The sequence below is a fragment of the Actinoplanes cyaneus genome (genome assembly GCF_016862095.1).
Classification (GTDB): Bacteria; Actinomycetota; Actinomycetes; order Mycobacteriales; family Micromonosporaceae; genus Actinoplanes; species Actinoplanes cyaneus.
The window spans coordinates 18378-42443 of record NZ_BOMH01000025.1; the positions used below are offsets into that span (position 1 = coordinate 18378).

The 24066-nt window shown below is 73.2% G+C and carries 25 protein-coding genes; 13 read left to right on the forward strand and 12 right to left on the reverse strand.

All coding sequences use genetic code 11. The annotated features are described in order from the left end of the window. The first annotated feature begins 56 nt into the window (after positions 1-56). Positions 57-1115: an RCC1 domain-containing protein gene (locus Acy02nite_RS16230; RefSeq protein WP_203741616.1), complete on the forward strand. Its 1059-nt coding sequence runs from the start codon at positions 57-59 to the stop codon at positions 1113-1115. Here the strand turns inward: Acy02nite_RS16230 and Acy02nite_RS16235 are convergent. The 4 genes from Acy02nite_RS16235 to Acy02nite_RS16250 all read right to left on the reverse strand — a co-directional run bounded on the left by Acy02nite_RS16235 (position 1105) and on the right by Acy02nite_RS16250 (position 6016). Further along, complete coding sequence (locus Acy02nite_RS16235) at positions 1105-2208, reverse strand: carboxylate-amine ligase (RefSeq protein WP_203741416.1); 1104 nt, start codon at positions 2206-2208, stop codon at positions 1105-1107. The genes Acy02nite_RS16230 and Acy02nite_RS16235 overlap by 11 nt on opposite strands. Then, positions 2205-3182 carry a methyltransferase gene (locus tag Acy02nite_RS16240; RefSeq protein ID WP_203741418.1) on the reverse strand — a complete coding sequence of 326 codons (978 nt, stop codon included), beginning with the start codon at positions 3180-3182 and terminating at the stop codon, positions 2205-2207. Before Acy02nite_RS16240 ends, Acy02nite_RS16235 begins: the two co-directional genes overlap by 4 nt. A gap of 126 nt (positions 3183-3308) precedes the next feature. Next, complete coding sequence (locus tag Acy02nite_RS16245; RefSeq protein WP_203741420.1) at positions 3309-4925, reverse strand: methyl-accepting chemotaxis protein; 1617 nt, start codon at positions 4923-4925, stop codon at positions 3309-3311. Positions 4926-4939: 14 nt separating this feature from the next. Further along, positions 4940-6016, reverse strand: coding sequence for a LacI family DNA-binding transcriptional regulator (locus Acy02nite_RS16250; protein WP_203741422.1), 1077 nt, complete (start codon positions 6014-6016; stop codon positions 4940-4942). 15 nt (positions 6017-6031) lie between these two features. Here Acy02nite_RS16250 and Acy02nite_RS16255 point away from each other — a divergent pair, with 15 nt between their 5' ends. From Acy02nite_RS16255 to Acy02nite_RS16270, 4 genes are all read left to right on the forward strand, one after another. Further along, positions 6032-7246, forward strand: coding sequence for an MFS transporter (locus Acy02nite_RS16255; protein ID WP_203741424.1), 1215 nt, complete (start codon positions 6032-6034; stop codon positions 7244-7246). An 84-nt stretch (positions 7247-7330) separates the two neighbouring features. Next, positions 7331-8728 (forward strand): hypothetical protein, encoded by a 1398-nt coding sequence (locus Acy02nite_RS16260; protein ID WP_203741426.1) that lies wholly within the window; start codon positions 7331-7333, stop codon positions 8726-8728. A 327-nt stretch (positions 8729-9055) separates the two neighbouring features. Further along, entirely contained in the window at positions 9056-9886 is an 831-nt protein-coding gene (locus tag Acy02nite_RS16265; RefSeq protein ID WP_203741429.1) for an SDR family oxidoreductase, read from the forward strand. Positions 9887-9982: 96 nt separating this feature from the next. After that, the gene (locus Acy02nite_RS16270) at positions 9983-11239 is read left to right on the forward strand and encodes a vanadium-dependent haloperoxidase (protein WP_239174914.1); all 1257 of its coding nucleotides are present in this window, start codon (positions 9983-9985) and stop codon (positions 11237-11239) included. A 6-nt stretch (positions 11240-11245) separates the two neighbouring features. Here Acy02nite_RS16270 and Acy02nite_RS16275 read toward each other — a convergent pair whose 3' ends face one another. The 4 genes from Acy02nite_RS16275 to Acy02nite_RS16290 form a co-directional block, all read right to left on the reverse strand. Next, positions 11246-12400: a PP2C family protein-serine/threonine phosphatase gene (locus Acy02nite_RS16275; protein ID WP_203741431.1), complete on the reverse strand. Its 1155-nt coding sequence runs from the start codon at positions 12398-12400 to the stop codon at positions 11246-11248. A gap of 125 nt (positions 12401-12525) precedes the next feature. Continuing rightward, on the reverse strand, positions 12526-13617 hold the full coding sequence (locus Acy02nite_RS16280) for a flavin-containing monooxygenase (RefSeq protein WP_203741433.1): 1092 nt from the start codon (positions 13615-13617) through the stop codon (positions 12526-12528). Continuing rightward, positions 13617-14078, reverse strand: coding sequence for a MarR family winged helix-turn-helix transcriptional regulator (locus tag Acy02nite_RS16285; protein WP_203741434.1), 462 nt, complete (start codon positions 14076-14078; stop codon positions 13617-13619). Before Acy02nite_RS16285 ends, Acy02nite_RS16280 begins: the two co-directional genes overlap by 1 nt. A 107-nt stretch (positions 14079-14185) precedes the next feature. Further along, positions 14186-15379: an MFS transporter gene (locus Acy02nite_RS16290; RefSeq protein ID WP_203741436.1), complete on the reverse strand. Its 1194-nt coding sequence runs from the start codon at positions 15377-15379 to the stop codon at positions 14186-14188. A gap of 230 nt (positions 15380-15609) precedes the next feature. On the opposite strand from Acy02nite_RS16290, the gene Acy02nite_RS16295 reads away from it, so the two are divergent. The 4 genes from Acy02nite_RS16295 to Acy02nite_RS16310 all read left to right on the forward strand — a co-directional run bounded on the left by Acy02nite_RS16295 (position 15610) and on the right by Acy02nite_RS16310 (position 18544). After that, positions 15610-16059 (forward strand): hypothetical protein, encoded by a 450-nt coding sequence (locus Acy02nite_RS16295; protein WP_203741438.1) that lies wholly within the window; start codon positions 15610-15612, stop codon positions 16057-16059. Further along, positions 16056-16505 carry a hypothetical protein gene (locus Acy02nite_RS16300; RefSeq protein WP_203741440.1) on the forward strand — a complete coding sequence of 150 codons (450 nt, stop codon included), beginning with the start codon at positions 16056-16058 and terminating at the stop codon, positions 16503-16505. The genes Acy02nite_RS16295 and Acy02nite_RS16300 overlap by 4 nt, the downstream gene beginning before the upstream one ends. Continuing rightward, positions 16506-17120, forward strand: a complete 615-nt coding sequence (locus tag Acy02nite_RS16305; RefSeq protein ID WP_203741442.1) for a hypothetical protein — start codon at positions 16506-16508, stop codon at positions 17118-17120. A 170-nt stretch (positions 17121-17290) separates the two neighbouring features. Beyond that, a complete protein-coding gene (locus Acy02nite_RS16310; protein ID WP_203741444.1) occupies positions 17291-18544 on the forward strand; it encodes a cellulose binding domain-containing protein in 1254 nt (417 codons plus the stop codon). Positions 18545-18575: 31 nt separating this feature from the next. On the opposite strand, the gene Acy02nite_RS16315 is transcribed toward Acy02nite_RS16310, so the two are convergent. Together Acy02nite_RS16315 and Acy02nite_RS16320 are read right to left on the reverse strand one after the other, a co-directional pair. Then, the gene (locus Acy02nite_RS16315; protein WP_203741446.1) at positions 18576-19670 is read right to left on the reverse strand and encodes a Gfo/Idh/MocA family protein; all 1095 of its coding nucleotides are present in this window, start codon (positions 19668-19670) and stop codon (positions 18576-18578) included. Then, entirely contained in the window at positions 19640-20341 is a 702-nt protein-coding gene (locus tag Acy02nite_RS16320; protein ID WP_203741448.1) for a ThuA domain-containing protein, read from the reverse strand. The genes Acy02nite_RS16315 and Acy02nite_RS16320 overlap by 31 nt, the downstream gene beginning before the upstream one ends. Before the next feature lie 120 nt (positions 20342-20461). Here Acy02nite_RS16320 and Acy02nite_RS16325 point away from each other — a divergent pair, with 120 nt between their 5' ends. From Acy02nite_RS16325 to Acy02nite_RS16335, 3 genes are all read left to right on the forward strand, one after another. Then, positions 20462-21202: an SDR family NAD(P)-dependent oxidoreductase gene (locus Acy02nite_RS16325; RefSeq protein WP_203741451.1), complete on the forward strand. Its 741-nt coding sequence runs from the start codon at positions 20462-20464 to the stop codon at positions 21200-21202. A gap of 30 nt (positions 21203-21232) precedes the next feature. Beyond that, positions 21233-21715, forward strand: coding sequence for a MarR family winged helix-turn-helix transcriptional regulator (locus Acy02nite_RS16330; RefSeq protein ID WP_239174916.1), 483 nt, complete (start codon positions 21233-21235; stop codon positions 21713-21715). 79 nt (positions 21716-21794) lie between these two features. Continuing rightward, positions 21795-22100: a hypothetical protein gene (locus Acy02nite_RS16335; protein ID WP_203741453.1), complete on the forward strand. Its 306-nt coding sequence runs from the start codon at positions 21795-21797 to the stop codon at positions 22098-22100. A gap of 57 nt (positions 22101-22157) precedes the next feature. Here Acy02nite_RS16335 and Acy02nite_RS16340 read toward each other — a convergent pair whose 3' ends face one another. Beyond that, positions 22158-22427: a hypothetical protein gene (locus Acy02nite_RS16340; protein WP_203741455.1), complete on the reverse strand. Its 270-nt coding sequence runs from the start codon at positions 22425-22427 to the stop codon at positions 22158-22160. Between the two features lie 320 nt (positions 22428-22747). Beyond that, entirely contained in the window at positions 22748-23338 is a 591-nt protein-coding gene (locus Acy02nite_RS16345; protein WP_203741457.1) for a hypothetical protein, read from the reverse strand. Positions 23339-23430: 92 nt separating this feature from the next. Here Acy02nite_RS16345 and Acy02nite_RS16350 point away from each other — a divergent pair, with 92 nt between their 5' ends. Further along, a complete protein-coding gene (locus Acy02nite_RS16350; protein ID WP_203741459.1) occupies positions 23431-23997 on the forward strand; it encodes a MarR family winged helix-turn-helix transcriptional regulator in 567 nt (188 codons plus the stop codon). Positions 23998-24066 lie beyond the last annotated feature (69 nt).

Consider the following 24066-nt stretch of genomic DNA (forward strand, 5'->3'; position numbering starts at 1 on the left):
GCCACGTGAAAGCTCTGCTCCTGGCGGCGCTCACCGCCGCCCTGGCACTGGTCGGCATGACCGGCCCCGCCTCCGCCGCGTCGGGCGCCGGCTACTCCCACACCTGCGTGGTCCGGAGCGGATCACTGTGGTGCTGGGGTGGCAACGCGAGCGGCCAGCTCGGCGACGGCACCACCACCAGCCGCACCACGCCGGCCCGGATCGGCGACGTCAGCACCTGGGCCGCCGTCGACGCGGGCACCAGCTACACCTGCGCCACCCGGACCGACGGGACACTGTGGTGCTGGGGCGCCAACAGCCGCGGCCAGCTCGGCGACGGCACCACGGCCAGGAAGACCTCCCCGACGCAGGTCGGCACCGGCACCACCTGGGCGGGCGTGAGCACCGGCGACGCGCACACGTGCGCCACCCGTACCGACGGCACGCTCTGGTGCTGGGGCTTCAACCGGCTCGGGCAGCTCGGCACCGACCCGTCCACCGTCTACACCGCCACCGCCCCGCGACAGGTCGGCACCGGCACCACCTGGGCGAGCGTCTCCACCGGCTTCGGGCACACCTGCGCCACCCGCACCAACGGCACGCTGTGGTGCTGGGGCGACAACGGCGACGGGCAGCTCGGCCTCGGCAGCCGGCTGGCGTCCACCGCGCCCGCGCAGGTCGGGACCGGAACCACCTGGGCCTCGGTGACGGCCGGCTACGCGTTCAACTGCGCCACCCGCACCGACGGCTCGCTGTGGTGCTGGGGCGACAACGGGTACGGTCAGCTCGGCACCGGCACCACCTACCAGACCGCGCCGGTGCAGGTCGGGACCGCGACCAGCTGGACGCGGGCCGACGCCGGGTTCAACACCGTGTGCGCGTCACGCACCGACGGCAGCCTGTGGTGCTGGGGCAACAACCTGACCGGCCAGCTCGGCGACGGCACCACCGTCAACCGGAGCACCCCGACCAGGGTCGGCACCGCGACGACCTGGACCAGCGATCTCGTGACCGGATATCACACCTGTGCCGTCCGTACCGACGCAAGCCTGTGGTGCTGGGGGAACAACGCGAACGGCCAGCTCGGCGACGGGACGACCACCAACCGCGGCACGCCGGCGCAGGTCACTCTCTAGCGAGCGCGGCCAGCCGGTCGAGCATCCAGGGGACGGTCGCGGAACTGAGGAGCCGGCGCTGCACCTGGGCGCCGGTGCCCTCCCGCCGGATCCGGTCCAGACCGGCCGTGACCAGGTCGAGGTCGTCGTGGCGGCGCAGTGCCGGGGTGACCCGGTCGAGCAGCGCGGCGACCACGTCCCACGCCGGGACCGCCCGGCCGGTCCCGGGGTCGAGCAGGTCGCCGTCCAGTCCGGAACGGGCGGCGTTCCAGTGGGCGGCACGGACCAGCACGTCCGGGAGCACCGGCGCGGGGCGGCCGGCGACGGCCTCCCGTGCCGCGGTGTCCACCAGGGCCCGGACCAGCGCCGCGATCAGCACGGTGTCCCCCACGCGCGGGCAGACGTCGGCCACCCGGATCTCCACGGTCGGGAACGTGGCCGACGGCCGGGACCACCACAGCACCATCGAGGCGTCCATCATCGCGCCCGAGGAGATCAAGGCTTGCGTGGTACGGCGATAGTCCGCCGGCCCGTCGAGATGCGGCCACGGCCCGAGGCTGGGCCACCGCTCCAGCTGCGCCGACCGCCAGCTGGCGAACCCGGTGTCGGCGCCCTCGAAGATCGGCGAGTTCGCGGCCAGCGCCTGGATGACCGGCAGGTCCCCGCGCAGCCGGGTGCAGACCGCGACCGCCAGCTCCTCGCCGGGCACCCCGACGTGCACGTGGCAGCCGCAGACCGAGGGGTCACGCGCGATCGGCCCGTAGTGCGCGGCGATCGCCCGGAACCGCGCGTCGTCGGCCGGCTCGGGGAAACGCTCGGCGACCGGCGTCGCACCGACCGGGACCAGCATCGCCCCGGCCGCGAACGCCGCGTCCGCCGTCCCGCGACGGTTGGCCAGCAGCTGCCCGGCGAGATCCGCGGCGTCGGTGCAGACGTCCGAGACCATCTCGATCATGCTCGGGCGGAACTCGCGGCGGCTGCGCGGCCGTAACTCCTCCGGCAGCGCGGCCAGGGTCTTCTCGGCGACCGGCGCGTTCTCCCCACTGCCCGGTTCGAGTAGCAGGAACTCCTCCTCGACGCCGACGGTCAGCCGGTCGGGCAGGCCGGCGGTCACCGGGAGCGGGAGGCGGTCAGCAGCACCACGGCGATGCGCTCGGCCCTGCCGTACGCCGGGCCGTCGAGCTCCTCGTCGTAGACGTCCGGGTCGACCTCCCGGTACGACCACGCCAGCCCGGTCCCGGCCAGCCGCTGCTCGGCGGCCTGCCGCAGCGGGTCCCGGCCGTCGATGATGCCGGTGCCGCTGAACAGGACCAGCGAGCCGCCCGGCGCCAGCCGCTTCGCTGCCGCGTCGATGATCCGCAGGGACAGGCCGTTGCCGTCCGGGCCGCCGCCGTCGCGGTAGGCGCGCCCGGCCGGATCGATCATGAACGGCGGGTTGGAGACGATCAGGTCGAACTCGCCGTCGGCGCCGTCGAGCAGGTCGCTGCGCACCGGCCGGACCCGATCGGTGCCGGCCAGCACCGCGTTGACCCGGGTGTAGCGCAGCGCCTTGTCGTTGATGTCCACCCCGAGAACCTCGGCGCCCGGGACCCGCTTGGCGACCGCGATCGCGCCGGCGCCGGTGCCGCAGCCGATGTCGACGGCCCGGCGGACCTGATCCGTGCGGCCCCGGACGTGCGCGACCGCGGCGTCGGCCATCCGGTAGGTGTCCGGGCCGAAGAAGACCGAGTCGGGAGCGTCCGTCGGGAACGCCGAGTGCACGAAGATCTCGTCGTCGTAGGACGAGTAGCGCACGCGGCTGCGCCACAGGTCACCGCGGGGCTCGAGCGCGTCCGCCACCTCCAGCAGCGCCATGAAGCCCAGCGGCAGCAGGTCCGCCGCGAACGGGCGGCTCCAGCCGAAGACGTCCCGCAGATCCCGAGCGACTTCGTTGCCCGTACGGCCGTTGACCCGCGCGTGCGTCGCCGGTGTCACCGTCGTGAAGTGGTATCCGCTGTCGCGCAGGGCCTGGCCCAGCTCGATCAGCGCCTCGTCGGCGGCCCCGGTCCGCGCGCTCGTCCTGGCCCGGGAAGTCTCGGTCGTCGTCATGGGCGCCCGCATTCCCCGGATGGCCGAAACTATGTCAGGGCCGCGGCGACGTACGCGTCCACGAGCGCTCGCGCCGCCGGCCGCCGCCGCGAGCCAGCGCCGGCCCGACGACGTGCGGTCGCGGCCTCACGCCACGTAGCGGAACTGCGAGACGAGGTTGCGCAGGTCGCTCGACATGCGGGCCAGCTCGGCGGTCGCCTCCTGCGCCTGGGTGATGCCCTCCGTCGTCTGCTGCGCGGCGAGGGCGACAGTGGCGACGTTCGACGCGATCTGCTCGGCGTTGACGGCGGTGTCGGAGATGCTGCGGTTCATCTCGGCCGTGGTGGCGGTCTGCTCCTCGACCGCCGACGCGATGGTGGTCTGGTAGTCGCTGACCCGGGCGATGATCGCGGCGATCTCGCCGATCGCGGCGACCGCCTTGCCGGTACCGTCGCGGATCGCGTCGACGCGGCGGGTGACGTCCTCGGTGGCCCGGGCGGTCTCCTGCGCGAGCTCCTTCACCTCGCCGGCCACCACGGCGAAGCCCTTGCCGAGCTCACCGGCCCGGGCCGCCTCGATCGTCGCGTTCAGTGCCAGGAGGTTGGTCTGCTCGGCGATCGACGTGATCGCCTCGACCACCTCGCCGATCTCCCGCGACGACTGGCCCAGCGCCGCGATCGTGGTGTTCGCGGCCCGCGCGGCCTCAACCGCCGAGCCGACCACCGCGCTGGCCTCGGTCGTCGAGTGCGAGATCTCGCGGATCGACGCGCCCATCTGCTCGCTGCCGGCCGAGACCGTCTGCACGTTCAGCGACACCTGGCCGGTCGCGCTGGCCACCGCCTGCGCCTGGACCGCGGACTCCTCGGCGGACGCGGCGATCTGCGCGGACGTGTTCGTCATCTGCTCGGCGGCCGCGGCCAGCGACGTGGCCGAGTCGTCGATGGTGTGCATCGCCGCGCCGAGCGAGTCCAGGCTCTTGCGCAGCGCGGTGGCCATCCCGGCGATCTCGTCGCGCCCGGTGACCTCCACCGGCGTGGCCAGGTCGCCACCGGCGAGCAGGACCAGGCGCCGGCGCACCCGGTCGACCGGCCCGGTCACCGAGCGGGTCACGGCGACCGCCAGCAGGATCGCGATGACGGCCGCGGCCGAGCCGGCGATCCAGATCAGCAGGGTGCCGTTGCGCTGCGAACGGTCGGCGCTGTCGCGGGCGGTGGTGAAGTCGGCGACGGCGGTGGTGACGAGGCCGTCGAGGGCGGTGCCGATCTGCTCGAAGATCTCGATCTCCCGGCCGATCACGAGAGCGTCGGCCTGCTTGATCGCGGCCGGTGTGCCGGTGCCGTAGAGCTGGGCGACCTGTGTGTCGACGGAGAGGAAGTCCTCGGCGAGCGTGCCGATCTGTCCGAGGGCGTCCCGTTCCGCGGCGCTGGTGGCGGCGGCGGACGCGTCGGCCACGGTGGCCCGGAACGTCTTCATCGAGGCGAGGAAGGACGCGCGGGAGTCGCCGGTGTCCTGGGCGGCGTCGCCGACCCCGCGGTGGACGTCGAAGGCGTACGCCGTCTGCCAGCCGTTGAAGTCGGCGGAGCTGAACTTGGCGTCCTTCGTCAGCGCGACGAACCGCTGTGCCGCGGCCATCCGGTCGGCGGCGTCCCCCTGGTGCTGCGAGGTGGTCAGGGCGGTCGCCATCACGACCAGCAGCAGTGCCACGACCACCGCGAAGGCGGTCGCCAGCCGCGAGCCCAGCCGGACCTGGTTGAGAAGGGTCACTCTCGCATGATCGGTCACCCGTCCGCTTCGCGGGCGTGGTTCGTGCTCCTGCGTTCGACAACCTGCCACCGGTGTGTCACGGACGAGACCTCAGGAGACCCGAGCGCCGTACGGGCACAGTCCGCCCCCTGCTCCCGCAGGGACTGGGCCAGGGTGGTCAGCCCGGCGGGCCCGGCCGCGTCGGTGTCGTCCCAGCCGGTGACCGCGAGGTCGGCCGGCACCCGCAGCCCGGCGTTCGCGGCTGCCCGCAGCGCGCCGAGGGCCAGCTCGTCGCTCATCGCCGCGATCGCGTCCGGGGCGCCGGGGCCGCGCAGCAGCTCGGCGGCGAACCTCTCCCCCTCGGCGATGTGGTTGACCGGGCAGACGGCTAGGCGCAGCGCGGCGGCCAGGTTCCCGGTGCCGGTCCAGGCGTCGCGGAACCCGGCCCACCGGTTCCGGGTGACCGGGAACCTGATCTCCGGCTCCTCGGCGGCGGTCAGCAGCCGGCGGGCGCGACCGCGATCCAGCGGGAAGCCGAGCACCACCGGCCGTCTGGCCCGGGCGAAGGCGAGCTCGCCGATCGCGGCGGCGGCGGCCCGGTCGTCGATGCCGATCACCGGCACGCCCGGGATCGCCGGGCCGGCGTGGACCACCGCCGGCAGCCCGGTCGCCGCGACCGCGGCCAGCACCGGGTCGTCGTCACTGGTGGTCCAGACCACGAAACCGTCGACGGCGGCCTGCGTCACCCGCTGCGCGTCGGTGGGGCCGCCGGTGATCGGCAGCAGGGTCAGCCCGACACCCCGCGCGGCGCAGACGTCGGAGACGCCGGCCAGGAAGCGCGCCGCCTGCGGGTCGTCGAACGCGTAGCTGAGCCGTTCGCCGAGCACCACGCCGAGCGAGCCGATCCGGCCGCGGCGCAGCGACCGGGCGGCCGGATGCGGGCCGGGGTAACCGAGCTGCTCGGCGGCGGCACGGACCCGCTCGGCGGCCTCGGCCGACACGCGGTCGGGCTGGGAGTAGGCGTACGAGACGGTCATCGGGGACACCCCGGCCGCGCGGGCCACCTCGCGCATGGTCGGCCGCGGTTTCGGGTTGCGGGCGGGGCGGGTCACGCACAGACTTTACTTGTGTACCGTTACACAGAGAAAACCTTCGTCCGGGACGCGCCGACGGTGCTGTCCTACGCGGCTCTGGGCTGCTTCTCCTTCTGGCTGTACGCGTTCGGGCCCGCGGTCACGCTGCTCCGGGCCGAGCTGGGGTTCTCGTACACGCTGCTCGGCGTCTACCAGGTGGTGATCTCCCTGGGTGCCGCGGTGGCCGGGGCGAGCTTCGCGTGGTTCGCCAGGCGGCTGTCCCGCGGCGTCCTGCTCTGGTCCTCGGCGCTGGCCACGGTCGCCGGCACCGGACTGTTCACCCTCGTCCGGACCGTGCCGGGCACCCTGGTCGCGACCGCGCTGTTCGGGGTGGCCGGGGCGACGCTGCTCACCGTGGTCCAGGCGGTCCTGTCCGACCGGCACGGCGGCCGGCGCGACCGTGCGCTGACCGAGGCGAACATCGGCGCGGGCGCGTCAGCGGTGCTCGCGCCGCTCCTGCTGGGGGCGCTCGCGGCCACCGTGCTCGGATGGCGGGCGACGTTCGCGCTACCCGCCGTCGTACTGCTGGTGCTCTTCCTGCGCTACCGGCGGCAGCCGCTCCCCGCCGCGTCCCCCGAGCCGCCCGGGACCGGCCGGGCCGGGCGGCTGCCCCTGGCCTGTGTGCTGTTCGCGGTGCTCACCGCGGTCAGCTCGGCGATCGAGTTCTGCCTGGTCTACTTCGCGCCGCAGCTGCTGGTGCACACCGGCATGACGGCCACCGCGGCGGGCACCGCGCTGAGCGCGAACTACCTCGGCATCCTGCTCGGACGGCTCGGCGGGGCACGGATCATGCGCGCGGAAGGCCGTACCGTGGCAATCCTTTCGCTCTCCCTGGCCGTGACCGCGGCGGGCTTCGCCCTCTTCTGGCTCTCGGACTCCCCGGTCCTCGCCGTTGCCGGCCTGTTCCTGTGCGGGACGGGCATCGCGAACCTCTATCCGCTCGGGCTCGCGCTGACCCTCGATGCGTCCGGCGGCCGCGAGGACCGAGCCAACGCCCGCACCCAGCTGATCCTCGGCCTGGCCGCGGCCGCCTCGCCGTACCTGCTCGGCACCCTGGCCGACAGCTATGGACTGACCAGCGGGTTTGCTGTCGTGCCGGCCCTGATCGTGCTCTGCGTGCTGCTGCTCCGCGGCGGCCTGCGCGCCCGGCCCGTGACCCCGCGGGGCGGGACCGCGGAACGCCGGATTGGAGACGATTCCGGTGGGTAGCGCATGACGGCGACTGACGCTCGTTTGCCGGCGGCGAACACGGGTAGCCGCAGAATCCCGACCTCCCTACGGCGGTGCCCCGGCATGACCTCGAACTTCGATCTCGCCCGCACGCCGGTGCCCCGCGCGGGCCGGGTGGTGTGCCCCGACAGCCTCGGCCGCGCGCTGCTGGCCATGGCGGTGCCGCCGGTCCAGCGCCGCGGTGACGTGCTCTCCCGCGTCCCGCTGCTCGGCCGCCGCGGCGAACTGCCCGAGCCGCTGCGCCCGGCCGCCCTCGCCGCGGACGCCCTCGAAGAAGCCGTGCCGCTGGACCACCTCGACCGCATCGACGCCGAGGCCGTCGCCCGCTGGATGGTCGGGCACCACCCGGGCTCGACCTGGCCGGCCGTGGTGCTCGGCTCGCCGCACGGCGCCGCGGTGCAGCTGGCCGCGGCGTGCGGCGCGGCCTGGCTGCCCACCACGTTCACCGTGACCGCGCCGTGGCCCGGCGGCGCCACCGGCGACTGGGCGGCGGCCATGGCCTGGGGAACACGGCTGGCACGACGCATCATGGCCGCCAACCCCGGCGTCACCGTGCGGCAGGTGCACGACCCGGTGCTGCGCGGCCCGCTGTGCGGCACGACCGTCTCCCTGCACGTGAGCTGGCGGAGCCTGCCCGAGGCGTACCGGGCCTTCCTGCGCTCCCGTGTGGTCCCCGGGGGCGCCTCCGTCCTGGTGCGCGACCTGCGCACCTGGCCGGCCCTGAGCGGGCCGCCCGGATACAGCTTCCAAATCGGCACGCCGACCAGCGGCTGGAGCCCGGCCGAACACTCCCGCGACAACGAGGCCTTCCGCCGGTTGCTGCGCGCGATCGGCGCGCGGGAATGGACCGACCCCCGGGCGGACCTGCTCGAGCACTACGCCGAGACCAGCGGCGAACCGGGCCTGGAGCCGCAACTGCGCCAGCTCGCCGGGGAGAGCGGATCGACCGCCCACCGGGTCCTCTACACCGACCCTCAGGCGCTCAGCGCCGCCGTGGCCGACCTGTACCGCAGCCGGCAGGCGAAGTCCCACGGCGGCTCGCACGCCGTCGTCGGCACCGGCCGGATGACCGACCCGTGGCAGGTGCTCGACGCCGGTCTGGTGCCCTACTGGTGCGAGTCCTCGTCCCGGGCAGCGGCCCTGGCCGCGGAACTGTGGCTGGCCGGCAGCCGCCCCTTCGACCGGATCAGCGTGCTGCCCGAACCTCCCGGCACGCCGCACGAACACCTGGCCTCGCTGACCCACTGGCGCTCGGTCGCCGCCTTCGCCCGCCGCACCGGCCTGGTCGACCGCCTGGTGGCCGGCCGCTATCCGACGTTGCCGATCGCGGCCGGGCACGCCAGTCACTTCTTCCGGCACGCGGAGGCGAACCCGCGCCGGCCCGAGCCGATCCCGGTCGCCGACGCCGTCCGCCACCTCGCCGCGAGCACCACCGGACCGGACTCCATGATCGTCTCCTAGCCGCCGCACCACGAGCGCCACCAGCCGAGTCGCCGCAGCTGGCGTCCACGGGTGTATCGAGCGGCTGACGGACCTCTGGAGACCAGCCGAGTCGCCGCAGCTGGAACTCAGGGGTGTATCCAGCCTCAAATACACCCCTGATCACCAGCCGCGGTCGCGACAACCACCGTGGTGACCGGCCACGGGCGGGCTGTCGCCCGTTCGATCCGCTGCGGCGGCGCAGCAGGACAGCCGGGCCGGGGTCAGTGGTGATCGACTCAGTGGGTCGGCATGGGGCGGAATGCGGGTAAGGCTGCAGGCATGTCTACCGGAGAAGGGGCACAACTCATGGCCAGGACATGGTTCATCACCGGCACGTCACGTGGTTTCGGCCGCGAATGGGCGGAAGCCGCCCTCGACCGCGGGGACCGCGTCGCCGCGACGGCGCGGGACGTCTCCTCGCTGGACGACCTCGCGGCCAAGTACGGCGACCGCGTGCTGCCGCTGGCCCTCGACGTGACCGACCGCGCCGCCGGCCTGGCCGCGCTCGAGCGGGCGTACGAGCACTTCGGTCGTCTCGACGTGGTCGTCAACAACGCCGGCTACGGCCAGTTCGGGATGATCGAGGAGATCAGCGAGCAGGAGGCGCGCGCGCAGTTCGAGACGAACGTCTTCGGGGCGCTGTGGATCACTCAGGGGGCGCTGCCCTACCTGCGGGACAGCGGCGGCGGCAACATCATCCAGGTGTCGTCGATCGGCGGGATCTCGGCGTTCGCCAACATCGGCATCTACAACGCCTCCAAGTGGGCCCTCGAAGGTTTCAGTCAGGCGCTCGCGCAGGAGGTCGCCGCGTTCGGCATCAAGGTGACGCTGGTCGAGCCGGGTGGCTACGACACCGACTGGGGTGGCTCGTCGGCCAGTCACGCGACGGCGCTGCCGGTGTACCAGGCGGTGCGCGCGCAGGCCGCGGAGGCGCGCAAGGGCCGTACGTCGAATCCGGGTGATCCCGCGGCGACGCGGTCGGCAATCCTGAAGATCGTGGACGCCGACAACCCGCCGCTGCGGGTCTTCTTCGGCACCGCGCCGATCGGCATCGCGACGGCCGACTACGAGTCCCGGCTCGCCGAGTGGCGCGCGTGGCAGCCGGTTTCGGTAGAGGCCCAGGGCGCCAACGGCTGATCCGGAGGGAACCGGCCGGCCCGGGAGGTCGACCGGTCTGGGTCCGATTGACTACACATCGGCGCCGGTCCGGCCTGGGTGCGCGACCGTGAGGCGGTGAAGAAGCTGCTGCTCATCGCCACCATGGTGCTGGCCGGGATCACAGCCGGCACACCGGCGGCCGCGCATGGGGCGCGACCGGACATCGACAGTGTCCGCGGCTGGAACGAGCTCGCGCTCTCCGCGGTCCGCGTGACCCGGGCGAGCGACGCCGACGCCGCGCGCCTCTACGCCATGCTCGGCGTCGCCGTCTTCGACGCGGTCAACGGCCTGCGCCCGAGCCGTGAGCGCCGCACGCCCGCCTTGGTCGGCGACGCCGGGCCGCACGGCGCCGACCCGCAGGCCGCAGCGGCCGGCGCGGCGCACGCGGTGCTCGTGCGCGCCGACGCGGACCGTGCCGCGACCTACGACGCGCGGCTCGCCGCCGACCTCGCCCGGCTGGGCTCCGGCACGTCCGTCGCCCGGGGCGCCGCGTGGGGCGGGCGGGTCGGCGCGGCCGTCGTCGACGCCCGCGCCGGGGACGGGTCGCGACCCGTCACGACCCAGCCGGCCGGGGCCGGGCCCGGGGTGTTCCGCGCCGAGTGGCCCGGCACGCAGTACCGCCAGGTGCGCCCGTTCGCGGTCGCCGACCCGGCCGGCCACGTGCCCGGTCCTCCCCCGGCGCTGACTTCGACGGCGTACGCGCGGGCCTTCGACGAGGTGAAAAGCCTCGGTGACGGCCGCGTGGAGGCGCCCGACCTGCTCGCCACCTACCAGTTCTGGTCGTTGCCGGCCGGGTCCGTGCAGCCGCCCGGCGAGTGGCTCCGGATCGCGCTGACCGTGGCCGCCGACCGGCGACTGGGTCTCGGCGAGCAGGCCCGGCTCACCGCGCTGCTGACCATGGCGCTCGCCGACACCGGTGTTCCCACGGTGGCGGCCAAGTACACGTACCGGCACTGGCGTCCGACCACCGCGATCCGGGAGGCGGACACCGACGGCAACCCGGCGACCGGGCCGGATCCGGCGTGGACCGCGCGGGCCGGCAGCGTCGGCGGCACTCCCGAGTACGTGTCCGGGCACAGTGCATACAGCCGGGCGGGCGCGACCGTGCTCGCCGGCTTCTTCCGGACCGACCGGATCACGTTCACGCACGCCACGGACTCCGCGCCGGGCGGGGTGCCGCGGACCTATCCGGGCTTCTCGGCCGCGGCCGACGAGGCGGGCAGATCCCGGGTGTACGGCGGTCAGCACTTCCCGTTCAGCGACGCGGCCGGCCAGTCGATCGGCCGGGGTGTGGCGCGGGAGGTGCTGGCCACCTCCCTGCTGCCCCGCTGACAACGGTCAGTGACGGCGCCACTGCAGCATGGCGGCGGTGGCGTCGTCGCGCAGCTCGCCCTCCTCGTAGGAGACGATCGCCTGGATCAGCCGGCGCATGAGTTCCGGGGCGGGCGCGCCCTCGCGCAGGCCGCCGAGCAGGAACTCGCTGAGCCGGTCGACACCGAACAGCGCGCCGGAAACGTCTCGCGCCTCGGTGATCCCGTCGGTGTAGAAGACCAGCGTGTCCCCCGGCTCCAGCTGCTGCTCGATGATCCGTGGCGGCCGGGAGAGCATGTGCCCGAGGCCGAGCGGCAGCGTGTTCGGCGTGGGCAGTTGCGGCAGGGCCTGGCCGTCGCGCAGGAACAGCTCGGCGGGGTGGCCTGCGCTGATCCGCCGGTACGCCCCGGTGTCCATCTCCAGCTCGGCCAGCAGCGCGGTCACGAACGACCCCGGGTACTGCGAGCGGATCCACTTGTCGATCGACCGGCACGTGTCGAGCAGCGTCAGACCGGAACGGCGGGCATTACGGTACGTGTTCAACGCGAGGGTCGTGAGTGCGCTGGCACTGATCCCGTGCCCGACCGTGTCGAAGAGCGCGACGTGCAGCAGGTCGCCGTTGGACGCGTAGTCGAACGCGTCGCCACCGACCTCGTAGCAGGGCTCGAGCACCGCGGTCACCAGCGTCCCGTCCACGGCGAACGTGAGCGGCGGCAACTGGTTCCAGATGATCTCCGCGGCCAGTTGCATGGGCATCCGCCGCCGGGTGTGCTCGACCGCGTCGCCGTAGAAGCGCCGGCTCGCGATCAGCTCGGCGATGAGAGCGGCGATGACCGTGAGGTCGTGCAGCGCCTCCTCGGACGGGTACGCCTTCAACCGCAGCTCCAGGACGCCGAGCCGCTCGGCCCCGTGCAGCAGCGGAATCCACAGCAGGCCGTCGCTCCACTGCGGCTGGGCGGTGGTGAAGGCGCGGCCGGCCGGCGTCTCCTCCACCACCAGTGAGGCCGCCGAGCCCGGCCGCAGCGGGTGCAGCCCCACCTGTCCGTAGTCGACGAGCAGCACCGTCGCCGATTCCGCGTCGAACAGCGGGGCGGCCGCCGCGAGCACGTCGGGCAGATCCTCGGCGCGGCCACGGTGCCGCAGATCCATCAGCCGCCGGACGGCCTCCATTGACGCGAGCATCGCCTCATCCTCCTCCGGCCTGCCGTCCTCGCACCATCCGGCGTCGGCAGTCCGGTCGCGGGGCGCGTCGTCCCTGCTGGCAGCCGTGACGGATCAATGACAGGCGACGGGGTGGCGCGGGCCGGTCACCGGCGATTCCCGGCCGGCTCCGCCGAGAGGTGCTTGATCAGCGCCGCGACCGCGTCCCGCCCCGCGCGGTTCGCGCCGACCGTCGACTGGGACGGACCGAAACCGATCAGATGCACCCGTGGCTCATCGGCGACCTGGGTGCCCGCCATCCGGATGCCGCCGGACTCGTTCCGCAGGTGCAGCGGGTCCAGGTGGGCGAGCGCCGCCTTGAAGCCGGTCGCCCACAGGATCACGTCGACCGGGGTGAACGAGCCGTCCGCCTCGCGCACCCCGTCCGGCTCGATCCTGGTGAACATCGGCCGGCGCTCCAGCGCGCCGCGCTCCTTGGCCGCGATCGCGTAGGGGGTCCACGCCAGACCGGTGTAGGAGACGACGCTGCCGGTCGGCCGGCCCGCCTCGACATCCGCGACGACCTTGGCGATCGTCTCGCGCCCGGCCACCTCCGGCTCGAACCCGTCGGTGCGGAAGAACGGCTCGCGCCGCGTGTACCAGAACGTCGTGGCGACCCGGGAGATCTCCTCGAGCAGTTGCACCGCGGAGATCCCGCCGCCGACGACGGCCACGCGCCGGCCCGCGAACTCCGACGCCGACACGTAGTCGCGCGTGTGCACCTGCCGCCCCGCGAACGTCTCCTGCCCGGGATAGTGCGGCAGCACCGGGTTCGTCCACGTGCCGGTCGCGTTGATCACCGCCTGCGTGAGCCACTCCCCCGCGTCCGATTCAACGACGAGATCAGGACCCGCTTCCCGTACGGCGTGAACCGTCACCGGCCGCAGGATCGGCAGCCCCGCCGAGCGCTCGAAGCCGGCGAAGTAGCGCGGCACCGCCGTCCGGCTGGGCTCCTCGGGGTCGATCGCGGGTTTCGGGAACCGCGGCAGGTCGAAGATCCCGTTGACGGTCGCCATCCGCAGCGACTCCCACCGATGACGCCACGCGCCGCCGGCGGCCGGGGCCGCGTCGAGGACCACGAACGTACGCGCGGAATCCTGGTTCTGGGTGGCGTCGGCGAAGCCGCGGCGCTTGAGGTGGTAGGCGGCGGAGAGCCCGGCCTGGCCGCCGCCGATCACCACCACCGACGCGCGGCGCATCAGGCCCGCCCGAGGTGTTCGCGCAGCGCGGCGGCGATCTCCCCGGCGGCGGCGAGCTGTGCGGGTGTCAGCGCGTCCACGAACAGCTCCCGCACGGCCCGCAGGTGCGGGACGGTCGCCGCGCGGAAGGCGTCGTTCCCCTCGGGGGTGAGCACGACCTCGGCGCCGCGGCTGTCGGTGGCGCACTCCTCGCGCCGGATCAGCCCGCGCCGCTCCATCCGCCCGAGGTGGTGCGAGAGGCGGCTGCGCTCCCAGCCGATGCGCACCGCGAGATCGGAGGAGCGCAGGCGGCCGCCGTCGGCCTCGCTGAGGGCGAGCAGCACCGTGTAGTCGCCGGTGGAGAGGCCGGTGTCGCCCTGCAAGCGCCCGGCGAGGCTGCCGCGCAGCGCCTCGGTCGTCTCGACGAAGTCGCGCCAGACCCGCAGCTCGTCACGTGTGGGCAGCTTCCGTGTCCCGGCCATGCACGCCTCCCTGATTGACACGTCAACGATATGACGCGTTGTCCGGCCCGTCCATGCTCCGGCCCGATCTGTGCCCGGCGATACAGCGTCCCCGCACGGCTTCGGGCTCACCCCGTACGGGAAGAGGTCTGTGCCGCGGGGAAAGCGGCCCGGCTGCCGAGCAGGACGACGGCCAGGCCGCAGGCGGCCAGAGCCGCGCCGGCGGCCGGGACGGCACTCACCCCGGCGTGATCAAGAACGGTCGCGCCGAACAGCGCGCCACCGCCGATGCCCATGTTGAACGCCGACGTGGTCAGCCCGGACGCCGCGTCGGGCGCCTCGGGCGCCACCCGCAACGCCGCCGCCTGCAGGAACACCGGCATCGTGCCGAACGCCAGCCCGCACGCCGCCAGGGCGAGCACGGCCGGCACCGCACCGCTCGCAACGGCCGCCAGGGCGAGCGCGGCGATCAGGCCACCGGTCGCGATCAGCATCGACGCCCGCGGCCGGCGGTCGGCGAGGACCCCGCCGAGGAAGATCCCGGCGCCGTTGGTCACGCCGTAGACCAGCAGCGACGGCCCGATCGCGCCCTCCGGGACCCCGGCGTCGCGCAGGAACGTGGCGACGTAGGTGTAGAACCCGTAGAACCCGAGGCAGAGCACGACGGTCGCGGCGACGACCGTCGTCGCGCCGGGCGCGCGCACCACCCGGGCGAGACCGGCCGAGACCCCGGCGGGCGTGCCCGGCAACGCCGGCAGCAGCCACCGCACGGCCACCGCCAGCAGCGCGAACAGGCCGGCGAGCAGCCCGAACGCGGGCCGCCAGCCGACCAGCTCGCCCAGCGACGTGCCGGCCGGAACACCCGCCACGAACGCGATCGTGCCACCACCGAAGACGAACGTGGCCGCGCGACCGGTGCTGCCCGGCGGAACGAGGCGCACCGCGTAGCCGACCGCGATCGCCCAGAACAGCCCGTGCATGACCCCGCCGGCGATCCGCGCGGCCAGCGCCACCGCGAAGTCACCCGCCAGCGCGCTGATCGCGGCGCTCACCGCGTAGCCGCAGAGGGCCGCGACGAGCAGCGGGCGGCGCGCGAACCGGGCGGTCCAGGCGCCCAGCGGCGCCGCGAGAAGAGCGACCATCAGCGCGTACGCCGTGACGAGCAGACCCGCCCGGGACACCGGCACGTCGAGACTGTCGCTGATCGCCGGCAGCAGCCCGGTCGGCAGCATCTCGTAGGTGACCGACAGGAACGCCGCCCCGGTCAGCGTGAGGAGCCCGGTGAGCGACCGGCCCCGGGTCACGGTGGTGGAACGCGTCATCTGCGCCTCCCTGGTCAGGAGGCGCCCTTCGGTCGGAGAAACCGGCTGAGCGTGGCGGACCCCGTCCGTCGCAGCGCCTCTCAACCGGCCACCCCGACCGTAGGCGGCGACACGGCCGGCCCGCAACTCGATGCGCCCGTCACTCCCCCGCCGGATCCGGTCACCCGAACGACTTACGCTCAGTCGGGTCGTCGACAGTCCCGGATCCGGGATGCCCGAACAATGCGCGGATGCCTACGAAAGCCCGGTGGCGCACCGGCGTCCTCGCCGTGCTGGCGCTCGTGTCCGTCGGGTTCATCGCCTGGACGACGACCGCCGACACGGACCTCTCCGACACCGTCGCCGCGACAGCGGGCCTGCTGATCGGCGCGGGTTCGCTGGCCGTCGGCATCATGCAGCTGCTGCAGACGCCATCCGCGCCGAAGGTCTCCGCCGTGGCGGAGGCGGCCAAACTCGGCGACGACATCCGGCAGCAGTGGCTCGACGAGGCGACCGCCCGCTCCGTGGGCAGCGCCGCCATCCTGCCGGTGACCTGGAATGTCGAGGTTTCCGAGGTCGCCGACGCGGACCAGCCGGACAACCCGTGGCAGACGGTCGGCATGGGCATGCTCAACGGCGACTTCACCACCGCCGCCGAGGAGATCGCCAAGGAGTACCGGCGGGTGGACAACGGCCGATGATGATCTCACTGGCCGCCGCTGTCTACGGCGAGCCCGGGTCACACCCCGGGGAACTGCTGGCCGCCGAGGTCACCGAGGCGCGGCACACCGTCGAGGACCATCTGCTCGACCACGCCGTCATCGTCCGGTTCGGGGGTGACGGCCGCGCCGCCGCGCGCCTCACGTTCCTCGCCACCTACCTGCATCAGCACCGCGAGCGTGACCTCGCCTGGTGGCGGATGAGCGAGCGCCTGCTGCCCCGGTTGGCGGTGCCGGCGTTCGCGCTCCTGCTCGGCCTGGTGATGATGGTCCTCGGCGCGCTCCTGACGCCCCCGGTGGCGGCGTTGCTCGGCGAGACCGACGGCGGAACCGACGAATCGCTGGCCGCGGGTGGCGTCGCCGGCGGCGCGTTCGCCGTGCTGTTCGTTCTCACCTGGTACGCCGTACCGACGCGCCTGCCCGGCTGATTGTCCTGGTCGTTCGCCGGATCGTGGCGGCGGATCCAGCGGGCGCTGCTCGTCGGGTTCGCCATCCCGGTCATGCCGGGCGCCGCGGTGCTGCTCGCGATCATCGGCGTCCAGCCACTGATCGACAACTGGACGTACGAGTCGGTCCACACTCTCATCGGCAGCGCGGTGGCGATCCTCGCGGCCGGCTGTGTGCTCGCGGCCGGGCTGGCCGCGGACGCCTGGCTCAGCGCCCCGCCGGAACGCTCGTCCCGGCCCAGCCCGCAGCGCTTCCTCGTCCACGACCGGCGCTCCTCGCTCGCCGGCGCGGCCGCGGCGGCCGTCGTGGTGACACTCACACTTCCACCGTTCTACCTGGTGTCGATGGTGGTCGGGGACTGGCTCGCCCATCTGGTAGCCGCCCACGCCGGAGCCGGGCCGCTGCCGGACGGCATCCTGCCGCCAGGCCGCCCCACCGATCACCTCGAGCCGCCTGTCGGACATCACCGCGGTTGCCCTGCCGGAGGGCACCCCCGCCCGGGTCGTCGTCGCCTCCGGCTCGGCGGCCGAGATCTGGACGACCTCCCACTGAACGGTCGCCTCGACCCGCGGGTGGTGACGGCCGCCGCGTCATGACCACTCGGGCCGTGCCCGAATGGCGGTCCTCCGGGCGTCGGCACGTGCGCCCTTTCCTTCCTTGGACGATTTGGGAGCGCTCCCGTAACATGCTGACAGGGCACCCCCAGTCCCCGTTCGGCATTGTCGCTCGTGAATTCCCTCCGCCATTCGTGTCAGGAGAAGAAGCCATGACGAGACCCCGATCGGCGCCGGACGCCCCGGCGCCGGTGGCCCGAAGGAGAGTGCGGCTCAGCGCGGGGCTGGCCGCCGCGGTCGTGTCGCTCGCCGCCGGACTCATCGCGGTCGGCGCCACCCCGGCCGATGCCGCTGTCGGCGGCTCCGGGCCCTACCCCGCCGACTACGAGACCTCCGCCACCCTGCCCAACCACACCATCTACCGGCCGCAGACGCTCCCTTCCGAGCGCCTGCCCGTCTTCGTGTGGGGCAACGGGGGATGCGCGGCCAACGGCACCGGCCAGATCAACTTCCTCCGGGAGATCTCCTCCCACGGCTTCCTCGTCATCGCCAGCGGAGCCCCGAACGGTTCCGGCTCGACCACGTCCCAGATGCTCACCCAGTCCATCGACTGGGCCGTCGCGGAGAACTCCCGGCAAGGCGGCAAGTACTACGGCAGGCTCGACGTCACCCAGGTCGCGGCAGGGGGCTGGTCGTGCGGAGGCCTGGAGGCCTACGCCGTCTCCGGTGACCCGCGGGTCACCACGACGACGATCTTCAGCAGCGGGCTGCTCAATGACGCCGACGACTATCAACTGCGGCGGCTGACCAAGCCGATCGCCTACTTCATCGGCGGCCCCGGCGACATCGCCTATCCGAACGCGATCGACGACTGGGGCAAACTGCCGTCCGGGCTGCCCGCCTTCATGGGCAACCTGAACGTCGGGCACGGCGGCACCTACGACCAGGTCAACGGCGGCGAGTTCGGCCGCGTGGCGGTGCTCTGGCTCAAGTGGCGCCTGAAGGGCGACCGCACCGCCGGCACCGCGTTCGCCGGCGCCGATTGCGGCCTGTGCCACAGCCAATGGCAGGTCCAGCAGAAGAACCTGATCCTGGACGGCGGCACGTCGCCGAGCACGCCCCCGGTCCCGCCGTCCGGTTCGCCGTCCACTTCGCCGTCCAGCGACCACGGTTCCGGTTGTTCCGCGGTCTACACCGTGCAGGACCAGTGGAACGGCGGCTTCGTCGCCTCCGTCAGCGTCACCGCCGGGTCCACCGCGCTCACCAGCTGGCGGGTCTCCCTCGGCCTGCCGGCCGGAGCATCCGTCACCTCGCTGTGGAACGGCGTCGCCAGCGGCTCCAGCGGCACTGTCACCGTCACCAATCAGAGCTACAACGGACGACTGGCCGCCGGACAGGGCACCACCTTCGGCTTCCAGGGCACCGGGACCGGCGGCGGGGCCACGGTCACCTGCACCGGAGGCTGATCGCCCGCCCGGGGACCACGAGCCGGCCGGCTCAGCGCAGGCGCCACTCCTCCGGCGGGGTGAGCGGGACGGGGGCGGGCCGCTCGGCCGTGGTGGTGAGGTCGACGCGGCGGCCCTGTTCCGCCGAGCGGAGCAGGGCCGTCATCGCGTCGAGGACGTGCAGGGCCAGGGCTCCGCCGGCCCGCGGCTCCGCCGAGGTGATCATGTCGAGCAGGCCGATCCCGCGGGCCGCCTCCCGGTAGCCGGCGAACGGCTCGAGCGTGCGCCAGTCGTCGGCGCCCAGCGCGGCGAGGCGCACGTCGCCGTCGAAGCGGTTGGGATCGGGGACGACCAGGGTGCCGGTCTCGCCGTGGACCTCGATGGGGGCCGCCGTGGTGCGGACGGCGTCGAAGCTGGTGGTGATCGTCGACAGGGCGCCGCCGGCGTGGTGCAGGACGCCCGTCACGTGGGTGTCGACCGAGACCCCGATCCGCTCACCGGAACGCGGACCGGTCCCGATCACCCGGGACCCGCGCAGGCGGGAGCCGGCGCCGGTCACCGCCACGATCGGGCCGAGCAGGTGGATGAGGGCGGACAGGTAGTAGGGCCCCATGTCCAGCAGCGGGCCGCCACCGGGCAGGTAGTAGAAGTCGGGGTGGGGATGCCAGCGCTCGTGGCCGGGGGTCGCCATCACGGCCACCGCGGACAGCGGGCGGCCGATCAGCCCGGCGTCGACGGCGGCCCGGGCGGTCTGGACGCCGGTGCCGAGAACGGTGTCGGGAGCGCAGCCCACCGCCACGCCCACGGCGGCCGCCCGGTCGAGCACCGACCGCGCGGCGGCCAGGCCGGCGGCGAGCGGCTTCTCGCCGTACACCTGCTTGTGATTGTCGATGGCACCCAGCGCGACGGAGGCGTGCGCCGCGGGCACCGTGAGGTTGAGAACCGTGTCGACGTGCGGGTCCCGCAGCAACTCCTCGACCGGCAGGGCACGGCACCCGTCGATGCCGGCGGCCACCGACGCGGCACGGGCGGCGTCGAGGTCGGCGACCGCCGTGACCGCCACGCCGGGATGACCGGCGAGGGTCGAGAGGTACGCCGCGGAGATGTACCCGGTTCCTACGACGCCGATCCGGTGCGGGCGGCCCACAACATGCCCCTCTCGATGACGGTACGCACACTGGGGTTCCGCAGGACGTCGAGGCTGTGCCCCGGTGTGCTGACGACGATCCGGCCGGCGCCCCACTGCCGGGTCCAGACGGCCGGGGAGACGATCGGCCGGTGCCACGGATGCCACGGTCGTACCGGGTGGGTGGTGGTGGCGAGCACGTCGATGAGGTCGTCGTGCAGCACCCAGTACTGCTCGGTGGTGAGCTCGAAGTCGCCGAGACCGGCGGTGATCGGATGCTCTCTGCCCAGCGCCGTCAGCGTGACCTCGTACGGCAGGAAGTTGTCCGTCTCGTCGCCACCGCAGGCGCCCGGCTCCTTGCCGGGGTGACTCGCGAACTGGCCGCCCACCAGCTGCAGGTAGTCCGACGAGGCCCGGAACGAGTCGGCGATGCCGCCGTGCCAGCCGGTGAACCCGGTCCCGGCGGCGACGGCCGCCCGCAGGCCGGCGATCTCCCCGGGCTCGATGGTCCCCATGCTGACGCACTGCACGATCAGGTCGGTCTCCGCCATCACCGACGCGTCACCGTAGATGGCCGCCGAGTCGGAGATCCGCACCTCGCAGCCACGATCAGCGAGGAACGGCAGGAACAGTTCCGTCGCCTCGACGGGCCGGTGCCCTTCCCATCCCCCGCGAACCACCAAGACCTTCATCGTCTACTCCTATCAGATCGACGGGATGGGCGCCTCCGTCACCGTGACGAGCGTGACATGTCATCCAATGGACTCATGAGCTATACATGACATGTCACGCAAAACGAGAGGGAGACGACCATGGGACAGCTCGACGGCAAGACGGCACTGATCACCGGTGGCACCAGCGGCATCGGACTGGCCTCCGCGCAACGACTGGCGGCCGAGGGCGCGACGGTCTTCGTGACCGGCCGCGACCAGGCGAAACTGGACGCGGCGGCGGCCGGGGGCCTGGTCGCGATCCGCGGCGATGTGAGCGACCCGGCCGACCTGGACCGGGTGTTCGCCGCGATCGCGGAACGCGGCAACGGGCTGGATGTGCTGTTCACGAACGCCGGTGGCGGCGGCTTCGCGACACTCGAAGACACCACGTGGGAGCACTACGAGCAGACCTTCCACCGCAACGTGGCCGGCACGATCTTCACCGTGCAGAAGGCCCTGCCGCTGCTGAACCAGGGCGCGGCGATCGTGCTGGCCGGATCCACGGCGGCCGCCGGCGGCACGCCGGCGTTCGGCATGTACGCCGCGAGCAAGGCGGCGGTCCGGTCGTTCGGCCGCACCTGGGCCGCCGAGCTCGTCGGCCGCGGCATCCGGGTCAACACGATCGTGCCCGGCCCGACCGAGACGCCCGGGCTGGCCGGGCTCGCCGCGGACCCGTCACAGGTCCAGGCGGTCTTCAAGAGCCTGAGCGAGAACGTGCCGATGAACCGCCTGGGCCGCCCCGAGGAGATCGCCGCCGCGGTGCTGTTCCTCGCGTCCGGCCAGTCGAGCTTCATGACCGGCGCCGAGCTGTACGTCGACGGCGGCGAGCGTCAGGTCTGACTCCGCGACCGCGGCCACTATAAAGAACTGGTGACCGATAGCCCGTGGCTGGACGCCGGCCAACAACGTGTCTGGCTCGCCTGGATCCGCCTGCAGCTGCGCATGACGTACGAGATCAATCGTCAGCTGCAGGCGGACAGCGCCCTGTCGATGGCCGACTACGACGTGCTGGCCGGGCTGAGCGCGAGTGCCGCCGGTCGCCTCCCGATCAGCGCGCTCGCCAACCATCTGGGCTGGGAGCGAAGCCGGGTGTCGCACCACGTGAAGCGGATGGCGACCCGCGGCCTGGTCGCGATGGCGGCCGCCGAGACCGACCGCCGGGTGACCGAGGTGACCCTCACCGACCACGGCCTCGGCGTGCTGCGGAGCGCCGCACCGGGCCACGCCGCCCTCGTCAAGAACCTGTTCTTCGGCGACCTCCCGGGCGCCGAGCTGCCCGCGCTGGCGGACTCGCTGGAACGCGTCTACGCGCACGTCCTGAAGAACGGCACCCTGCCGCCACCACCCGGATGAGCCCGCGCGCGCTTTCCCACCGGCGCGGATGCGGAGCGCCACGGGAGACAACTCGCAGCCGACATGCCAACATGCAGCGATGGATACCGATGGACACCGGGCCCGTGCCGAACAACTCACCGCCGACGCCGAGCAGCTCTTCGCCACGCTGGACAGCCGCCGCAGGAGCGGCGACGGCGTCGATGCCGGAGACGTGCAGTGGATGGGCGTGCTGACCCAGTTGGCGCAAACCCATGCCGCCCTCGCCGCCGGGCTCCCCGCAACGGCGCGATCGTCCTATGTGCCCGGCTACGGAGGGCCGGCCCCGGACGCGACGGCGGCCGCGTACCGGACGGCCGGGTTCGTCGACTACGGCGACGGGGAACCCACTCACGACCGGCGATGACGCCCGGACCACCGCTCCCGCCCCGCTGGGCATCCGGCCGGGCCGCGATCAGCCTGGTCAGTGATGGTGACCGGTGTTGTCGGGCAGGGCGTGCAGGCGGCTGCCCCGGACGAGCACCGCCCGGCTCCCCCGCTCCCGGCCGTCGTCGCCGATCTCGATGCCCTCGACCTCGTACCAGACCTCCGCGCCCTCGCGGTGTGGCCGGTTGCGCCGCACATGGAGGACAGCCAGGCGCAGTGGACCCGATCCGGGCCGGTAGTCCGGCTCGGCGAGGGTCATCACCGGCCGGCGGGGCCCCTGATTGGGCAGCATCCTCCAGTTGCGCACGTCCGCGACCTCCCCGTGTGTACTGCAGTCACCCTGCCGCGCCGTCAGCGCAGATTCAAGAGCAAATGCACGTGCACCTGCAAGAGAGTTTTCACTTGCACCGAACGGCGCCGACAGCGCGGCCGAAGGGACGACCACCGGAGGGTCACGTGGTCGGTCACCGCGGCGCGCCCGCCCCTGCGATCCGGTGGCGAGCCCGTCCAGCGCAGTCAGCCGATCTCCGGTGTGCCAAGCGCCGGCCACGGCCTCCGGTGGCCGTGACCGGCGCTGTCAGGCTGACCGCGTCAGCAGTTGCGGCAAGAGAGCAGTGGCCCCCGGTTTCAGTTCTCGGCGTGACGGGTGCCGACCAGCCACAGCGACAGCCAGACCACCCCGAGCGCCAGCACGACCAGTGACACGTCGAGGACCACTTCCGGCACGAAGGCGCGCAGCGCCACCGGCACCGACCCGAGGGCGTAGAGCGCCAGGCCACCTCGGGGTGGGATGGCCGTGGCGGCCAGGGTGACGGCGAAGCCCACCGATCCCAGCAGGAACAGGACGGACGCGACGGTCAGCGCCGCGCCCAGCGGGCCGGCGCGCAGGTCGGCTACCTGGTCCGTACTCAGCCGCGAGAACACCAGGTTGATGGCGAACTCGACGCCGACGAGCAGAGCCAGCGCGACGTAGTTCACTGCGAAGGTCACCCGGCCGATCCAGCCGATCCGGCCCTCGCACAGCAGGTAAAGAGCGGTGATCAGGGCGAGGGCGAAGACCTCGGCCATCGGTGCGAGTAACTGCGTCAGAGCTGATGTCGGAATGAGGTGCGCGCGTTTGGCCGCGTTGACCACGAGCACGGTGGCGCCGAGCAGGCCGGCGACGCCGGCGAGCCGCTGCAGGGGATATGACAGCCGCACGGGTGCGGTGGTGACCACGGTGAGTCCTCCGAGAGGGTAGGCGCATCAGTTGATGCAGTCTCGCACTAGTTACTGCGATAATGCAATAACTGATTGGTATGCTGCTCCCCATGCCGGGCCCCAAGAACGTTCTCGTCGACATCTGGCTGCTCTCCTCGGTGGCCACCGCACTCGTCGCCGAGGAGCTCGCCGACAGTCCGTTGTCCGTCGACGAGTTCGCGCTCTACGGCCTGGTCAGCGACCTTGGCCCGGTGACAGCCACGCAACTGTCCCAGTGGACCGGCATGTCCCCCACGACGCTGTCGGCCATGCTGCGCCGCTGCCAGGCGCGCGGCGAGCTGGCGCGCACGCCCAACGCCGCTGACCGGCGCAGCACGCTGGTGGAACTGACGGAGCAGGGACGCGCGGTGTACGACGCGGCGCTGCCGGCGCTGGTCATCGCGCAGCAGCGGCTCGCCGAGCACCTCGACCTGCCGGACGACGACGCCCGCGCCACGCTCCAGCGGGTAGACGCGGCTGCACGTGCGGCGTTGAAGCTGCCGGCCCGGCCGTACCGGGTCAGCGCGCCGCAGGTCACCACTAGCCTGTCGGCCGCCACATCCGGGTTGACGACCGACCAGGAGGCCGAGGTGCGGACGTTCGCGACGTGGCTGCGTTACCGCGACGAGGCTCGATGAAGAGTGCCGCGAGCGCACTCACATCGGCATGAGCGTGTACCGGCCGGCGGGGCAGTGCCTGCAGGTGGA

Excerpts from the sequence above, each read along its gene's own strand:
- Acy02nite_RS16230 (WP_203741616.1), top strand. The coding sequence starts at position 57 with ATGACCGGCCCCGCCTCCGCCGCGTCGGGCGCCGGCTACTCCCACACC.
- Acy02nite_RS16240 (WP_203741418.1), bottom strand. The coding sequence starts at position 3,182 with ATGACGACGACCGAGACTTCCCGGGCCAGGACGAGCGCGCGGACCGGG.
- Acy02nite_RS16260 (WP_203741426.1), top strand. The coding sequence starts at position 7,331 with ATGACCTCGAACTTCGATCTCGCCCGCACGCCGGTGCCCCGCGCGGGC.
- Acy02nite_RS16265 (WP_203741429.1), top strand. The coding sequence starts at position 9,056 with ATGGCCAGGACATGGTTCATCACCGGCACGTCACGTGGTTTCGGCCGC.
- Acy02nite_RS16275 (WP_203741431.1), bottom strand. The coding sequence starts at position 12,400 with ATGCTCGCGTCAATGGAGGCCGTCCGGCGGCTGATGGATCTGCGGCAC.
- Acy02nite_RS16280 (WP_203741433.1), bottom strand. The coding sequence starts at position 13,617 with ATGCGCCGCGCGTCGGTGGTGGTGATCGGCGGCGGCCAGGCCGGGCTC.
- Acy02nite_RS16285 (WP_203741434.1), bottom strand. The coding sequence starts at position 14,078 with ATGGCCGGGACACGGAAGCTGCCCACACGTGACGAGCTGCGGGTCTGG.
- Acy02nite_RS16290 (WP_203741436.1), bottom strand. The coding sequence starts at position 15,379 with ATGACGCGTTCCACCACCGTGACCCGGGGCCGGTCGCTCACCGGGCTC.
- Acy02nite_RS16295 (WP_203741438.1), top strand. The coding sequence starts at position 15,610 with ATGCCTACGAAAGCCCGGTGGCGCACCGGCGTCCTCGCCGTGCTGGCG.
- Acy02nite_RS16300 (WP_203741440.1), top strand. The coding sequence starts at position 16,056 with ATGATGATCTCACTGGCCGCCGCTGTCTACGGCGAGCCCGGGTCACAC.
- Acy02nite_RS16310 (WP_203741444.1), top strand. The coding sequence starts at position 17,291 with ATGACGAGACCCCGATCGGCGCCGGACGCCCCGGCGCCGGTGGCCCGA.
- Acy02nite_RS16320 (WP_203741448.1), bottom strand. The coding sequence starts at position 20,341 with ATGAAGGTCTTGGTGGTTCGCGGGGGATGGGAAGGGCACCGGCCCGTC.
- Acy02nite_RS16325 (WP_203741451.1), top strand. The coding sequence starts at position 20,462 with ATGGGACAGCTCGACGGCAAGACGGCACTGATCACCGGTGGCACCAGC.
- Acy02nite_RS16335 (WP_203741453.1), top strand. The coding sequence starts at position 21,795 with ATGGATACCGATGGACACCGGGCCCGTGCCGAACAACTCACCGCCGAC.
- Acy02nite_RS16350 (WP_203741459.1), top strand. The coding sequence starts at position 23,431 with ATGCCGGGCCCCAAGAACGTTCTCGTCGACATCTGGCTGCTCTCCTCG.